Consider the following 16,496-nt stretch of genomic DNA (forward strand, 5'->3'; position numbering starts at 1 on the left):
ACATAAAGGTGGTTTGAGACCTGTGCCTGAACACCGATCTCGAGGGGCCAACCCTCATCATTAAAACAGCACTAAGGAATTCCCATACCTTATTCGTGACACACTGACCGCTGCTGACTTCTGATTGAGCCATTGAACGTCCCCGCTAAATGTTTCCTCTCCTGTAATCGCGCTTACACTTGACAGAACTCATTCAGATCTCCCGGGGTAAGACAATCTACTTCCTATGGATGTGGCCTCTGTATCTACGTAATAGTCCCCGTGCAGTATTGGGCTTCTGTTTGTTGCGCAACATCACCCGGACTAGATCCGCCTCATATACAGTTTCTGTTCGTAAGCCCCCATATTTGCCGCGGACTTCCTTCAGATTCGCAGTCACCCACGACACCCTTGTCTCTGGCTAACACTTCCTACTGCTAAGCGTGTTCGGGACTTTAACCCTATAGTCGATTGCCATGCCCGGCGCACACAAAAAAACCGTCAACATAGTGCTGACGATTTACATACTAAAATGTTTTTAATTTATTTTTTGGGTTTGGCCGACATATAAAAAGTCAACTTACCGCCATTTGTAATATCCGAATGTTTTATTTGATGATTAGTAATTTCTTTTCCGTTTAAAACAACCTTTTCAACATAAACATTTTTATCGTTCTGTTTAATAGCTTCGACAGTGAAAGTTTTACCGTTTTCCAAATTCAAAACAGCATTATTAATCGAAGGGCTTCCCAAAGAATATACATCTGAGCCTGGAGAAACCGGATAAAATCCTAAAGAAGAAAACATATACCATGCGCTCATTTGTCCACAATCATCATTCCCTCCTAAACCATCAGCAGTTGGTTTATATTGCATATTTAAAATATGGCGAACTTGGGCCTGCGTTTTCCAAGGTTGATCTGTCCAGTTGTAGAAATAAGCAATATGATGCGCTGGTTCATTTCCGTGAACGTAACCTCCAATAATACCTTCGCGAGTAATATCTTCTGTGTGCGCAAAAAATTCATCGGGTAAATGCATCGTAAATAAGGTATCTAAACGAGTCGTAAATTTCGCTTTACCGCCCATTTCTTCGATAAGTGAAGCCGGATCGTGCGGTACGAAGAAACTATAATTCCAGCTGTTTCCTTCAATAAAACCTTGTCCTTCGGTATCTTTTGGATCAAATTCTTTTTTAAAAGTACCATCGGCTAATTTTGGACGCATAAACCCCGATGCTTTATCCCAGTTATTTTTCCAATTGTTTGAACGTTTAATAAATTCATCATAAACATCCATACGGTTTAATTTTTTAGCTAATTGTGCAATTGCCCAATCATCGTAAGAATATTCCAAATTGTTGGAAACAGACACTCCACTTTTATCAGCAGGGATATATCCCAAATCCATATAATATCCAATTCCCTCGTAATCGCGATGTTTTGCCGTTGCAACGCAAGCATCTAAAGCTTTGTTTGCATCACCATTGTAAGTTCCTTTAATAATGGCATCAGCAATAACAGAAACGCTATGGTAACCACTCATACACCAGTTATCATTTGCATAATGCGACCAAATAGGCAACATGTGTAAACTACTTTGGTCGTAATGTGCCATCATAGATTTTACCATATCATTGCTCCTTCTTGGCTGCATAATATTAAAAAATGGATGCAAAGCTCTGTAAGTATCCCAAAGAGAAAAAGTGGTATAGTTTGTAAAACCATCTGCTTTATGAATGCCTTGGTCTAAACCTTTGTATTCTCCATTAACATCTGTATAAGTTGTTGGATTTATAAAGGCATGGTAAAGTGCAGTATAAAAATTAATTTTATTATCGTTTGAAGTGCTAATCTGTATTTTATTCAATTCCTTATTCCAGGCAGATTGAGCTTGTGCTTTAACTTTATCAAAATCCCATCCAGTAATTTCTGCACGCATATTTTGTAAAGCATTTTCCTGACTTACCGGAGATAAAGCAAATTTAATTTTAACCTTTTCACCTTCTTGGGTATCAAAATCGAAATACATTTTCAGCTTCTTGCCAGCAATTTCCGGGAAGTTTTTATCCTGATTAAATTTACCCCAGAAACCTCTGTAAGCTTGCTTCGCATCATAACTCTTACGACCATAGCTTTTAAAGGGCTTCGAAAAACTCATTGCAAAATAAACCGTTCTGGTTCTTGCCCAACCATTAGTTTGACGGTAACCCGTTATTAAAGTATCATTAACCACCCGAACATAAGTCCATACGGTTTTTTCTTCGTAATTATAAATTCCAGCCATCAAATCCAAAATAATGTGCGATTGATCTGACTTCGGAAAGGTATATTGATGCATACCTACCCTTGTAGTAGAAGTTAATTCGGCCGTAATGTTATCATCATCTAACTTAACTTTGTAATAACCAGCTTCTCCTACTTCATTAGCATGAGAAAATGCAGAGCGATAGCCAGATTTTGGATCGCTTGCTGTACCTGGATTTAACTGCAACTTACCTTGAGTAGGCATAATTAAAAAATCACCCAAATCTGAGTGACCAGTACCACTAAAATGTGTATGACTAAAACCCGTTATAGTTTTATCTTCATATTTATAACCAGCACAATACTTATAAACATCGCCATTGTACTTACCATTAACCTCGTAAGATAATGTATCCGTTTCGGGGCTTAATTGCACAGCGCCAAATGGAACGGTAGCCCCTGGGTAAGTATGCCCCATTTTCGATGTGCCGATTATTGGTTTAACATACTGCACTAAGTTTTGTTGCGCAGATACTGCAAATGCTGAAAATAAAAGGCATGGCAGGATAAATTTTTTAATCATATTAATTTAAAATTTAACTTATTTTTTGAAATTTCTAAGGTATTAATTTTAATGCAAATCTTTAAAAATTATATCACTAAATCGTTTAATCAACATAAAAAATACAATTAGCTTTTTACAAGCGACTGACGTGCTTTCAAAAAAATCAGCTAAATAAACCTTATTTTTGCATCCAATAGTTTTAAAATGAGCAAACACGGTAGAATTCTGGTAGCCATGAGTGGCGGGGTTGATAGTTCGGTAGCAGCAGTTATGTTACACGAGCAGGGTTATGAAGTTATCGGATTAACTATGAAAACCTGGGATTATGCAACTTCTGGCGGCAGTAGTAAAGAAACGGGCTGTTGCTCTTTAGATAGCATAAACGATGCTCGTACACTTGCTGTAAATTATGGTTTTCCGCACTATATTCTTGACATTAGAGATGAATTTGGAGATTATGTAATTGATAATTTTGTTGATGAATACCTTGCGGGAAGAACACCAAACCCGTGTGTTTTATGTAATACCCACATTAAATGGGAAGCATTATTAAAGCGTGCAAATAAACTCGATTGCGAATTTATAGCAACTGGTCATTATGCAAATATCCGTCAGCAAGATAGTGGACGTTATGTAATTTCTAAAGGAAAAGACGAAAACAAAGACCAATCTTATGTGCTTTGGGGCGTTTCTCAAGAAAATCTTTCTCGCACTAAATTTCCTTTAGGTAGTTTTGCCAAGTCTGAAATTAGACAAATGGCTTTGGATATGGGACAAGAAGAATTAGCTAAAAAATCAGAGAGTTATGAAATTTGTTTCGTTCCTGATAATGATTACAGAGCTTTCTTAAAACATAAAGTTGAGGACCTAGAAGATAGAGTTGCCGGCGGTAATTTTATTTTAAGCAACGGAATGGTTGTTGGCCAGCATAAAGGTTATCCATTTTATACAATAGGCCAGCGTAAGGGTTTAGGAGTAGCGTTTGGAGAACCAATGTTTGTTACTCAGATTTTACCAGAAAGCAACACTGTTGTTTTAGGCAAAGCCGACGAATTAGAGCGTCGCGAGGCAATGGTTAGAAATATTAATCTTATAAAATATGCGAGCATTGAAGAACCAATGAACGATGTTATTACCAAAATCCGTTATAAAGATGCTGGAATGTTAAGTACGATTGTTCAGGAAAAAGATAGAATGCGTGTTGTTTTCGATCACAATGTTTCTGCAATTGCACCCGGTCAATCTGCTGTATTTTACGAAGGTAACGATTTACTCGGAGGAGGCTTTTTGGTTTAACCTCCAAAATATACATAAATACATAATCCTTGCAGATATACTGCAGGGATTTTTTTGTATATACCCAGATAAGGAATATTCCTAAAAACTATATCTATTGATATTTTTTCCTTTACTTTGATGTAAACATCGTCCCTATATAATTATTCAGTTAAAAAACTTAAACATTAAATTATATGGAAACATCAAAATTTTCTAAATTCACTGCCGAATTTCTGGGCACATTAGTACTAGTTTTAATGGGTTGCGGCAGCGCCGTAATTGCTGGTGCAGATGGAACAACAGGGGTTGGGTTGCTCGGTATTTCTTTCGCGTTCGGCCTATCTGTGGTGGCAATGGCTTATGCAATTGGACATATTTCCGGTTGTCACATTAATCCTGCAATTTCCATAGGTATGGTTGTAGCTGGCAGAATGAAAGCAGGCGAAGCAGCATATTATATTGTAGCACAAATTTTGGGTGCTATTGCAGGCGCAGGATTATTATACCTTATCGTAAGTAACCATCCTGGTTTTGAAATGAAACCGTGGGCTTTAGGCTCAAATGGTTGGGGAACTGGTTATTTAGATGAATACAATACTACTGCGGCATTTATAGCCGAAGCTGTTTTTACATTCATTTTCTTATTGGTGATTTTTGGTTCTACTTCTACAAAAAATATTAATGGTGGTTTTGCAGGTTTGGCAATAGGGCTTTCATTGGTTTTAATTCACATTGTTGGAATTAAAATTACTGGTGTTTCCGTAAACCCAGCACGTAGTATCGGGCCTGCAGTATTAGCAGGTGGTGAGGCGCTAAAACAAGTTTGGATGTTTATGCTTGCTCCAGTTGTTGGTGCTATTTTAAGCGCAGTAGTTTGGAAAACAGTTTTAGAGAAAAACTAAAAAGGTAAAAGGCAGATAGGTGTAAGGTGAAAGGTTTTCCATCCGCCTTTAAACCATCTGCCTTTCAAAAAAACTTATAGATTCTTTACAATCGCCTCATCCATAGGCTTAGTTTTCGAACGGAAACGATGAACCAACTCCCCTTTTTCGTTAATTAAGAATTTCTCAAAATTCCATTTAATATCACCTTGTTCCTCTGTGTTAGTTTGCGTAGTTAAATACTTAAACAAAGGGCTAATATCATCGCCTTTTACACTACTTTTTTCAGCAAGCATAAATGAAACATTGTATTTTCCAGTACAAAATTCTTTAATCTCGGCATTGGTAGAAAATTCTTGCCCACCGAAATTACCTGCCGGGAAACCAATTAAAACCACTTTTTTACCGTATTGCTTTTGAAGTTTTTCCAAGTCTTCGTATTGAGGCGTAAAGCCACATTTCGAAGCGGTGTTAACTATCATAATTTTCTTGCCTTTAAATTTCGATAGTTTGATTTCTTTGCCGTCAATCGTTTTGAAGCTGAAATCGTAAACGTTTTTTGGCGGTGTTGGAACCAAAAAGTTTAGTAGGATTAAAATTGTGCTTATCATTTTTTTTATTTTATATACGAATATAGGTACAAATAGTTTTCGCAATCGTAATGTTGCTGTAAATAATACAATGAATTATTTTATTCCATTTTTAAAATCAGAGTAATGCTGCAATATTTTTGGTTATTTTTTCATCGGCATTAATTAAACCTAAGTTAAGAATCGATGTCCTAATGACAAGAAAACCTTACTCTTATGAAAAAAAACAGACTATTATTACTTCTTGTTATGGTGTCATTTTTTAGTTGTAAAAAAGGAATTGATACCCCAGCACCAACAAGCCCAGAACAAATGTATTTCCCTACAAATAATGCGGAGTGGGAAACAAAATCTATTTCGAGTCTTGGATGGAAACAAAGCGCCATTGAAGACTTAAAAAAGTTTTTGGCAGAGAAGAATTCTAAATCTTTTATGATTCTCATAAACGGAAGAATTGTGTTAGAAGAATATTTTAATGGTCATACCAAAGACGCTACCTGGCAATGGAACAGTGCGGGTAAAACTTTAGTGTCTGCTACAACGAGCATAGCACAGCAAGAAAACCTATTGAATATAAATAATTCGGCTGCTCAGTATTTAGGTTCGGGCTGGACCAGCGAGCCAACGGAAAAAGAAAATTTAATTACAGTAAAACATTTGCTCACCATGACCTCTGGTTTAGATGAAAGCAGTGAGCTTGTGGTAAAATCTAAATTAACTTATGTAGCAGATGCCGGAACACGCTGGGCATACGCAAATGTTTTCCAGAAACTTATGGATGTCGTTTCTGCAGCCAGCAAACAGACTTACGAAAGCTATTTCAATGCTAAAATAAAAAATAAAATTGGCATGGATGGTTTTTGGGATGACGGCCTTATTTTTAAAATTTACAACAGCAATACCAGAAGTATGGCAAAATTTGGTTTGCTTGCCTTAAATAATGGAGAATGGAATAAAGAACAAATTATAAATAAATCATTTTTTTCAGAGAGCATAAAAACATCACAAAATATAAATCCATCTTATGGATATTTATGGTGGTTAAATGGTAAAAGCACCTATATGGTTCCCGGCAGTCAAAATGTTTTTCAGGGCGTTTTGGTTTCTAGCGCTCCAAGTGATATGTACGCGGCAATGGGCGCCTCAGACCAGCGTATATACGTAATACCTAGTAAGAATATGGTTGTAGTAAGAATGGGTAATGCTTCAGATTCCTCTAATCCATCTTTTACTGTTTCAGGTTTTGATAATGCACTCTGGCAAAAAATAAATGCAGTGATAAATTAAGTATAAATAGAAAGTATTCCAACCGTTTTTAGGGCAAAATTTTATAAAATTTAATAATAAAATTGTATAAAATTTTACTCAGGTTTGGATTTATACTTTAATTATAGCTTTATTTGCACAAAATCGTATTTCATGGCCAAAAACTTATTAATCGTCGAGTCACCCGCAAAAGCTAAAACTATTGAAGGCTATTTAGGCAAAGATTTCCTTGTGAAGTCTAGCTACGGCCACATTCGGGATTTGGCCAAAGGAGACATGGCTATTGATATTAAAAACAATTTTGCCCAAACCTACGAGGTGCCTGCCGATAAGAAAAGTATGGTTGCCGAATTGAAAAAACTAGCTAAGGAGGCCGAAATGGTATGGCTAGCATCCGATGAGGACCGCGAGGGAGAGGCAATTTCTTGGCACTTATTCGAAACTTTAGGCCTTAAAGCAGAGAAAACCAAACGTATTGTTTTCCATGAAATTACAAAACCAGCAATTTTAAAAGCTATTGATAGTCCAAGAGATATAGATTATAATTTAGTAAACGCACAGCAAGCCCGTCGGGTTTTAGATAGATTAGTAGGTTTCGAACTTTCTCCTGTTTTATGGAAAAAAGTAAAGCCATCGCTTTCTGCAGGCCGTGTACAATCGGTAGCGGTGCGTTTAATTGTTGATAGGGAAAGAGAAGTACAGCAATTTAATGCGGCGGCAGCTTATAAAATAACAGCACAATTTTCTACCGGAAAAGGCAAAGAAGTTGTTAAAGCAGAATTGCCACAACGTTTCGAGAGCGAAGCTGATGCAGAAAAATATTTACAAGATTGTGCTACAGCAAAATTCGATATAACCAGTTTAGAAACTAAACCGGCAAAACGTAATCCGGCTGCGCCTTTTACCACTTCAACGTTACAGCAAGAAGCATCTAGAAAATTAGGCTTCTCGGTTGCCAGAACCATGCAGGTTGCACAAAGATTGTACGAGGCAGGAAAGATTACGTACATGAGAACGGATTCGGTAAACCTATCCGATATGGCTTTGGCAGCAGCTGAACAAGAAATTAAATCGGCTTATGGTAAGCAATATCATCAGCCAAGAAAATATAAAACGAAATCGGCTGGTGCGCAAGAGGCTCACGAGGCGATTCGTCCAACCTATTTTGACAGACACACGGTTGATGGAGATGTTTCAGAGAAGCGTTTGTACGATTTAATCTGGAAACGTTCTATCGCATCGCAAATGAGCGAAGCTTTATTCGAAAAAACAACTGCTCAAATTACAGCATCAACCAGAAAAGAACATCTAGTTGCTGAGGGTGAAGTATTAAAATTCGACGGTTTCCTAAAAGTTTATTTAGAATCTACAGATGATGAAGAGGCAGAAGAAAAAGAGGGCGGTTCTATCCTACCTCCTTTGGCAAAAGGACAAGAGTTATTCTTAAATGAAATGCAGGCAACAGAGCGTTATTCTCGTCCGCCGGCAAGATATACAGAGGCCAGTTTAGTTAAGAAATTAGAAGAGTTGGGTATAGGTCGTCCATCTACTTATGCGCCAACCATTTCTACTGTTCAAAACCGAGGTTATGTGGTTAAAGAAGATAGAGATGGTAAACAACGTAAATTTACAGCTATCGTTTTAGCAAACGGAACGGTTAATAAAGATATAAAAAGTGAGATTACAGGTGCAGAGAAACAAAAGCTTTTCCCGACGGATATTGGTGAAGTAGTAAATGATTTCTTAGTTGAACACTTCAAGGGAATTGTAGATTTTAATTTCACGGCCAAAGTAGAAAAAGAATTTGATGAAATTGCGCAAGGTTTACAAGAGTGGACTAAAATGCTGCACTCATTCTATAATCCTTTCCACTTAGAGGTTGAAAATACTTTAGAAACTGCTGAACGTGCTACCGGCGAAAGGCTGCTTGGTTTAGACCCTGCAACTGGCAAAAACGTTTATACTAAGGTTGGTAAATTCGGCCCATTAGTACAAATTGGGGAGCTTGATGAAGAAGAAAAACCACGTTATGCTAGTTTAATGCGTAGCCAGTCTGTTGCAACTATCCAACTGGAAGATGCTTTAGAATTGTTTAAACTTCCTTTTTCCTTACCAGATTTTGAAGGCAAAGAGGTGATGATTGGTGTTGGCCGTTTCGGACCTTATGTGAAATGGGGCGAAAGCTTTATTTCTCTTCCTAAAAACGAAGAGCCTTTGGCTGTAACCTATGAGAGAGCTGTAGAAATTATTAAACAGAAAATGGATGATGATGCGCCAATTGCGCATTACCAAGGTTTAGGCGTTACTAAAGGTAAAGGTCGTTTTGGCCCTTTTATTAAATGGAACGATTTGTTTATTAATATCCCGGCAAAAGGTTACGATTTCGATAATTTATCGCAAGAGGATATTGATACTCTGATAGGCAAAAAGGTAGAAAAAGAAGCAAATCGTTACATTAAAACCTGGGATGAAGAGAAAATCTCGATCGAAAATGGTCGTTGGGGTGCTTTTATCCGTTTCGGTAAATTAATGCTTAAATTAAGAAACAACGACGCAACTAAACAAAAGTATACTCCTGAAGAATTGGTTGATATCGATTTGGATGTGGTAAAGAAAATGATTGTTGAGCAAGTACCAAATGCTTTCGAAACAAAAAAGAAAGCACCTGCCAAAAAGAAAGCTCCAGCTGCTAAAAAGGTTGTAGCGAAGAAAAAATAACCTCAAACCCCTAAAGGGGCTTCTTTAAAGCAAATTTAAAGTTGAGGTTAGTGAAATATGTATATAGTTTAAATCAAATATAGCCCCTTAAGGGGGTTTGGGGTATGAAAGCTGATTTACCAGAAAATACAGTTGAAGACATTGCGATGGCTGTTGTGTTGATGAGTGAAACGCCGGAAGTAAAAAACTGGACAGTTTACCTTGTTAACTTAAAAAACGAACCAATTACCAATGTTTTAATTAGCTCGAAAGGTTATGGCGAAAAAGATGGTAAGCAGGTTAAAACTTCTGTTTTAAGACATTTTGTTGGTGATATGAAGGCGCAAGATTTTAAGGGCGTTGAAGCGATTGACCCTGAGGTTTTTGGCTTAACAAATGAATATTGGTTAAGTTATTATATCGGTTCTACAATTTACGATAAGAAATTTATCTTCCTGCCTGAAAGCATCGTCGATACTAATTTAATAAAAATTCCGCTGGTTAACAGACCTGGAGTGATGATTAAATAGGTTTGGGTATTCGTAACTTTGTATTTATTTCAGCCTTATGGATACTAAAACTAAGGCACCTTAACCGCTTGTCTGCCAAGCAATTTCCAACCAGCTTTTTCTTTACTCCAAATTAGCAAAATATACAATTTCACATTTCCAGGTACATTTTTATCGTTAGTTTTTGCATTTAATGTATGACGAACCAAAGCAGTTTTATTTTGAACGATTACAGTCTGGTCGGTTAAATTAATATCTACAAAATCAGATTCTCCTGATAACAGAGCATGCATAAATTCTTGCTTAGTCTGTACTTTTCCACTTGAGTGACCATAACTTAAATTATTAAGAATTAGTTTATCTAATACTGCACTATCAGGGGTAACCATTAATTTGGTGAGTTGGGTTACAGCCTCTTCTACTTCTGCTTTCTGACCAAAAGCCAAATTAACAGTTAAAATCAGGCTCGAAAAAATCAATAGTATCTTAATCATATCTGGTTGAATTGGGTTTAGATTGTAAACTTATCCAAATGATTTTAAAGGAACAAATGAAAAATTTAAGGTTTGTGCTTAAATATTTTTTTTAATCTGGATTCTGAGCATAATCGAAAACTTTTAAATACGGTTCTACTAAGTTTTGTAATAGCAATCATGTGATAAACCCAGTGCACGTTGATACATTTAATTTAAAAACAAAGGCATGCCATCCAGCAACGCCTTAGTTTTAACCAAATTTAAATAAACTTCGGATTTATATTTATTTTGCAATTATCCAAAACACAGAAAAGCTATATTTTCAAAAAAATCATTTACCAAGCTCTAAAATATATTCTCCCTTGGCTGATATGCTGATTTGCTTATCTAATTCTATCACTTTTCCACTTAGTACATCTTTACCTTTGGTGAATACACCTATTATATCCGAAAAACGATCCATTGGCACATTCTGCTCCTTTAAAGAGCTGTTGATGATCACAATTACTCTTGCATCGTCTTTTATCCGGCCGTATACATATATTCCATTTTTAGGTGCATAATGAATCATCTTACCTTTGGTTACCGCCAGATTAGTTTTCCTCCACTGAAGCAGTTTTTGAAGATAAGTCCAGGCCTCGTTTTGAATCTCACTTCTTCCTGTTTTAGAAAATTGGTCTACTTTATCCTCTTTCCAGCCACCTGGAAAGTCTACACGTAATTTTCCATCTCCATCTTCCTTGGTTCCTGTCATTAGCACTTCTGTACCATAATATATTTGAGGAATTCCCCTCATTGTTAGTAAAAAAGCCAGTCCCTGTTTGTAGCGCTTTAAATCTTCATCCTCTTTCCTACTGAACCTACCCAGATCGTGATTATCCAGAAAGGTCATTACATTATAAGGATCAGCATACACAAAATCCTGAGCAATATCTTCAAACAAATCACCGAGGTAGCCATTATCGGCTTTTCCATCAAAAGCTTTCTGCATAGCAAATGTTAAAGAAAAATCCATAGGTGTTTTCAAGTTTGAATTTTTATTACTCAAGGCAGAATTCCCTTGCCACCATGCCGGCGATGTTTTCTTGTTGTACCATGTTTCTCCTACGATATTAAACTGGGGATACTCATCATACACTTCTTTATTCCACCGAGCCAAAAAATCAAAATCCATATACGAATAAGTATCTTGACGAATTCCATCTATTCGAGCATATTCAATCCACCAGATGCTGTTTTCGATTAAGTAAGTTGCCAGATGTGGATTACGCTGATTAAGATCGGGCATTCCACGGGTAAACCATCCGTTAAGAAAAGTATTTCTTTCGCTCTCAGCGGCATGAACATCCATTACAGAAACAGTTGCATGATTGGTTTGCAGAAAAACTCCATTGTTATTAATCCAATCCTTTGATGGCAAATCTTTCATCCACCAATGAGAACTTCCGCAATGATTAAGTACCATATCCATCACCATTTTCATGCCTTTGTCATGGGTGGATTTAGTCAATTCTCTAAATTCTTCATTACTTCCAAACCGAGGATCAGATTGGTAAAAATCAGTTATTGCATAACCATGATAAGAACCTCCCCTCATTCTGTTTTCCTGAATTGGATTTAACCAAACCGTAGTCATTCCTAAATCTTTGATATAATCAAGCTTTTCGCTTACCCCCTGATAATCTCCGCCATGACGGGCATTTGGGCTATTTCGATTAATTAAAACACTATCCAGGTTGTCATTAGATGGATTGCCGTTTGCAAACCTATCGGGAGTAATCAGGTACAACACATCAGAAGCATCAAATCCCAAAGCGCCACTTTTATCGGTTCTATTTTTAAGGGGATAAGAATAAACAAACTTTTCACCCCCATTACTAAAAGTTATTGGCAGGTTTCCCGCCTTTGCGTTTTTACCTACGTTAACATAAAGGAACAAATAGTTTGGATTTTCAACAGTTGCAGCTTCCCTCAAGGAAACCCCAGGATAATTTAGGGTGACCTTCGATTTCCCGATACCCGGACCATAAACCAAAATCTGAAATTCAGATTTTTTCATCCCAGTCCACCAGTTTGCCGGTTCTACTCGAGAAACGGTAATTGCCGCCAGGGCACCACCAACCTGGAATAAGATTAAAACAAGCAGTAGATAAATTATTTTTTTGTACATAACAGATTTGATTTTGAACTGAACTTAATTTTTTAATACGAGGTATTGAAACGGTTCTAAACTGATTTGATTAGAAAGATTGGTTTTGTTTTTGGTAAAGGCATCTTCCCATTTAGAATTTGATAAGTCTGCAGGCAATGAAAATGTAGAAGCCTTAGCTCGAAGATTGGAAAGCACTAAAACTTTTTTTCCTCCCAGCTCTTTTGTAAAAACGCAAATATCATCGTTACTATATGATTTTATCGTACCTCTTCTAACCACCTCACTTTGATTGCGAAAGGCAATTATTTTTTTGTATTCCTGAGTTACCTGTTGATTAGAAACGCTCAATGTCCAGTCGATTTTCCTGCCGGTAAAAGGAAAGCTTAACCTGTACGGTGTTGCTACTTCCTGACCGTTGTAAACCATCGGAATACCCTTTCCATAGGCAATCACGGCAAATGCAGCCATTGATCCTTTTTGTCCGCCAAACAAATCTAACGGGGTACCATCCGAACTATTAACATCATGATTGGTTAGATACCTTACTACAGCCTGTCCTTCGGCAGCGCCACTAAACTCCCGCTCGTTTAAAGCATCAATAGAGGTAACTGATTTGTTTTTCGCATAGATATTTTTGAGATTTCCGAAATAACTGAAACCAAATGTATAGTCAAACCCAGCGCTAAAGTATTTAGAACTCCCTCCCTCAGCAAGCATGAGTAATTTATGCGATTTAATTGTTTTAAGGCTATCATTTACCTGCTTCCAAAAATCAAGAGGTGGTCCGTCTGCATAATCACATCTAAAGCCGTCAATATTTGCCTTATAAACCCATGATTTCATCGACTGTATAAGCGTTTGCCTCAACTCAGGATTTTTAAAATTTAATTGCGCAACATCTTTCCAGGTTTCCGGATATTTAATATTTCCGGTGCTGTCTTGTACATACCAATCCTTTTTCGATATCCAGGGATGATCCCAAGAGGTATGGTTGGCAACGATATCCAGCATAACCGCAATTTTTCGTTTGTGTGCACCATCAACCAAATCTCTCAAATCGTTGAGCGTTCCAAATTCCTCTCCTACTTCATCATAGTTTTGGGTTGCATAAGGTGAATTTGCAGACTTAAGTTTGCCAATTGGATAAATGGGCATTAAATAAATCACATTTACACCTAGGGCTTTTATTGAATCCAATCTTGCGGTAACGCCTGCAAAATCACCCTTTTCGCTAAACGATCGAGTATTTACCTGGTAAAGAGTTACGTCACGCCGATCAGGCACCCTGCTATATGGTGTTCCATATTGTTGGGGATATTTAAAATTTTGCTGCGCAACGGCCTCTTCTGTAGTAAAGTGACATACCAATATTTGTATTGCGAGGAAAGAAAATATTTTATTCATTTTCATATTCTTAAATTGAGGATTACCGTGCTAAGTCTGTAAAAAATTTAGCAGCTCAAAAAGAAAATTAAATTGTCTTTTTGAGCATGCAAGTGAATTTAGGTTAATAACCTGGGTTTTGTTTCAAATTTGGATTTGCATTCATTGCTGCAGTTGGGATTGGGAAAAGCTGCCAGTGCGCATCTACTGCAGGAACTAAGCCATGGCCAAGGGTAAAGGTGCCAAATCTTATCATATCCTGTCGGCGGTGACCTTCCCAGTTTAATTCAAAACCTCGTTCATCATAAATTTGCTCCAGAGTTGGGTTTGCTGCCAGTGGGGCAAGTCCTGCCCTTACCCTTACCTGATCGATAAAAGGTTTGGCTGCCGAAGCATTCCCAAGTCGCAAATTACATTCTGCTATCATCAACAGAATATCTGCATAACGGTAAATAGGGAAATCATTTGAACTACCACTACCATCATTTGGGGCAACAGGATAAAACTTTACATTTCTAACCCCAGCAGTAACCCCTGCACCAGGATTAATCAATGAGGTTACTGCTGGCGTATAAGTTACGCCGCCAGGTTGCGGACCAATTAAAAACTGTTTGATTCGGATATCATTCGATGCATATTTATTATAGGTTTCCTCTGGAACGATTGTTCCGTTCCAGCCCGAAAAGCCAAACATAGCAAGACCATTTGGCCCGTTAACACTTCTTAAAGCGAGTACATTATTTCCAATTACATTTCTTTTCAACCAAATCGCTAAAATGGTTTCATCATCTGGACATACATCTCCAAAAAGTTCGTAATAGCGGTTTCCAAGCGGACTGGAAGCATTGGCAGTGCCCGGATGAAGTGTATATCCTCCTGTAGCTACTTTAGTGCAGGCAGCTAAACACTCTGCCCATTTAGGCGTTCCGGTATACACACCCGCATTTAAGTACATTTTTGCAAGAAATGTATATGCTGCCCATTTGTTAAAGCGTCCGTAAAAAACACCGCCTTTAGTTTCTGGAAGTAAATCAGCATTCGCCGTAATCTCCCCAACAATCCAATTGAATATTTGCGTTCGGGTTTGGGTTTTTAACTGGGCTGTTGTAATGTTATTATCCGTATAAAATGGAACATCTCCAAAATCATCAATCAATAAATAGTAGAACCAGGCTCTGAGTATTTTTACCTCAGAAACCTTGGCAGCTGGTGCATTTGCTTTTACTAATTGATCAACCGCCAGATTTGCTAAGTAAATAGAATTATAGCAGGCATTCCAGGTGGTATTGATTTGACCAAGTGTAGGTGTCCATGTACGGGTGTATAAATAAGCATTTTCTGGCCCCCAGTCTCCACTCACCCGGTGCGGTACAACCTGTTCATCAGTACACATGTTGTTGGTGTCGTAATATCCGTTATCTCCCCCACCGAACTGAGGCATACGGGCATATACGCTGGCTAGCGCAATATCTGGTCCTTTGGGATCTGCATAAAACTGATCTGCAGTGTACTTGTCATAAACATTTTCATCAACCTTGGTGCAACCTTGCACGCAAAGCCCTGTAGTTAGTATATATAAAATTAGCTTTTTCATGATTTTTTATTTTAAGATAATGTTCAGCCCTAACGCAAAATTTCTAACCCTTGGGTAAATCCCGTTATCTCCGCCAGTTTGCTCAGGATCGATTCCGGAGTATTTAGTAATTAGCCACAAATTTTGACCGGTAAGAGAAAAGCGCAATGCACTGATGTGTTTCGATTTTGCTGTCGGAATTCTATAGCCCAGATTCACATTTTCAAGGCGAATGAATTTACCATCTTCAAGCCAATAATCAGACGCTAGTGGAAAAGCAGAGGTAAACATATTGTCGGTTATTGCACTGGCAAGCAAATTGGATTTACCTAAATTTTCGAGAAAGCTTAAGTTAGAACGCAGCGTATTAAAGAGTTTGTTGCCGCCCGAACCGCGAACCATTAACGAGGCATCGAAGTTTTTGTAGCTAAAACTTGGTGTAAAAGCAAAATTATACTTAGGTTGCGCCTGTCCTGCAAATATTCTATCAGGGCTGGTTGCACCAGCATCAATTCTTCCGTTACCATCCTGATCAACAATTGTTTCTGCACCATTTGCGCCTACACCTAAGTGCTGAAGGATGTAAAATGAACCGATCGGCTGACCCACAACCAAATAGGCATTCTGTCCTCCATAACCAACGTTGTTCGTGATAAGGGGTACGCCGTTAAGTGAGCCACTCAGGTTTAAAACTTTCGAATCCATTAGGGTAACATTTCCACCCAAACTCAAACGGGTTGAGCCATTATTTATAAGATCATAACTCAAAGCCATTTCAACTCCCCTTCCCTGAATAGAGGGCACTGAAAAAGTCCACCCATAAAATTGTTTAAAAAAGGGAGTTAGAAACTATGTTTTCTGCTCCCTTTTTTGTATTTTAATGGTGTATTAAAACACTCTT

Annotated in this window: 12 protein-coding genes; 5 read left to right on the plus strand and 7 right to left on the minus strand. The window is 37.7% G+C overall.

The annotated features are described in order from the left end of the window. Window positions 1-522: 522 nt before the first annotated feature. Window positions 523-2,808, minus strand: a complete 2,286-nt coding sequence (locus ACFOUY_RS04425) for a GH92 family glycosyl hydrolase (RefSeq protein ID WP_378959249.1) — start codon at window positions 2,806-2,808, stop codon at window positions 523-525. 186 nt (window positions 2,809-2,994) lie between these two features. On the opposite strand from ACFOUY_RS04425, the gene mnmA reads away from it, so the two are divergent. Then, on the plus strand, window positions 2,995-4,086 hold the full coding sequence (mnmA, locus tag ACFOUY_RS04430; protein ID WP_378959250.1) for a tRNA 2-thiouridine(34) synthase MnmA: 1,092 nt from the start codon (window positions 2,995-2,997) through the stop codon (window positions 4,084-4,086). A 176-nt stretch (window positions 4,087-4,262) separates the two neighbouring features. After that, window positions 4,263-4,970, plus strand: a complete 708-nt coding sequence (aqpZ, locus tag ACFOUY_RS04435) for an aquaporin Z (protein WP_378959251.1) — start codon at window positions 4,263-4,265, stop codon at window positions 4,968-4,970. A gap of 74 nt (window positions 4,971-5,044) precedes the next feature. On the opposite strand, the gene ACFOUY_RS04440 is transcribed toward aqpZ, so the two are convergent. Beyond that, entirely contained in the window at window positions 5,045-5,560 is a 516-nt protein-coding gene (locus ACFOUY_RS04440) for a glutathione peroxidase (RefSeq protein ID WP_378959252.1), read from the minus strand. 195 nt (window positions 5,561-5,755) lie between these two features. Between ACFOUY_RS04440 and ACFOUY_RS04445 the strand changes: the two genes are divergently transcribed. From ACFOUY_RS04445 to ACFOUY_RS04455, 3 genes are all read left to right on the plus strand, one after another. Continuing rightward, window positions 5,756-6,826 (plus strand): serine hydrolase domain-containing protein, encoded by a 1,071-nt coding sequence (locus tag ACFOUY_RS04445; protein WP_378959253.1) that lies wholly within the window; start codon window positions 5,756-5,758, stop codon window positions 6,824-6,826. A gap of 132 nt (window positions 6,827-6,958) precedes the next feature. Beyond that, complete coding sequence (topA, locus tag ACFOUY_RS04450) at window positions 6,959-9,523, plus strand: type I DNA topoisomerase (protein ID WP_378959254.1); 2,565 nt, start codon at window positions 6,959-6,961, stop codon at window positions 9,521-9,523. 104 nt (window positions 9,524-9,627) lie between these two features. Continuing rightward, complete coding sequence (locus ACFOUY_RS04455; protein ID WP_378959255.1) at window positions 9,628-10,032, plus strand: hypothetical protein; 405 nt, start codon at window positions 9,628-9,630, stop codon at window positions 10,030-10,032. Between the two features lie 50 nt (window positions 10,033-10,082). On the opposite strand, the gene ACFOUY_RS04460 is transcribed toward ACFOUY_RS04455, so the two are convergent. From ACFOUY_RS04460 to ACFOUY_RS04480, 5 genes are all read right to left on the minus strand, one after another. Then, entirely contained in the window at window positions 10,083-10,505 is a 423-nt protein-coding gene (locus ACFOUY_RS04460; RefSeq protein WP_378959256.1) for a nuclear transport factor 2 family protein, read from the minus strand. Window positions 10,506-10,818: 313 nt separating this feature from the next. After that, window positions 10,819-12,657: a glycoside hydrolase family 13 protein gene (locus ACFOUY_RS04465; RefSeq protein WP_378959257.1), complete on the minus strand. Its 1,839-nt coding sequence runs from the start codon at window positions 12,655-12,657 to the stop codon at window positions 10,819-10,821. A gap of 24 nt (window positions 12,658-12,681) precedes the next feature. Continuing rightward, window positions 12,682-14,043, minus strand: coding sequence for an alpha-amylase family glycosyl hydrolase (locus tag ACFOUY_RS04470; protein WP_378959258.1), 1,362 nt, complete (start codon window positions 14,041-14,043; stop codon window positions 12,682-12,684). A 103-nt stretch (window positions 14,044-14,146) separates the two neighbouring features. After that, window positions 14,147-15,616: a RagB/SusD family nutrient uptake outer membrane protein gene (locus tag ACFOUY_RS04475; RefSeq protein WP_378959259.1), complete on the minus strand. Its 1,470-nt coding sequence runs from the start codon at window positions 15,614-15,616 to the stop codon at window positions 14,147-14,149. A 6-nt stretch (window positions 15,617-15,622) separates the two neighbouring features. After that, the gene (locus tag ACFOUY_RS04480; protein ID WP_378959260.1) at window positions 15,623-16,300 is read right to left on the minus strand and encodes a SusC/RagA family TonB-linked outer membrane protein; all 678 of its coding nucleotides are present in this window, start codon (window positions 16,298-16,300) and stop codon (window positions 15,623-15,625) included. Between the last annotated feature and the right edge of the window lie 196 nt (window positions 16,301-16,496).

Origin of the sequence: Pedobacter jamesrossensis (assembly GCF_042650905.1) — a bacterium.
Lineage (GTDB): Bacteria > Bacteroidota > Bacteroidia > Sphingobacteriales > Sphingobacteriaceae > Pedobacter > Pedobacter jamesrossensis.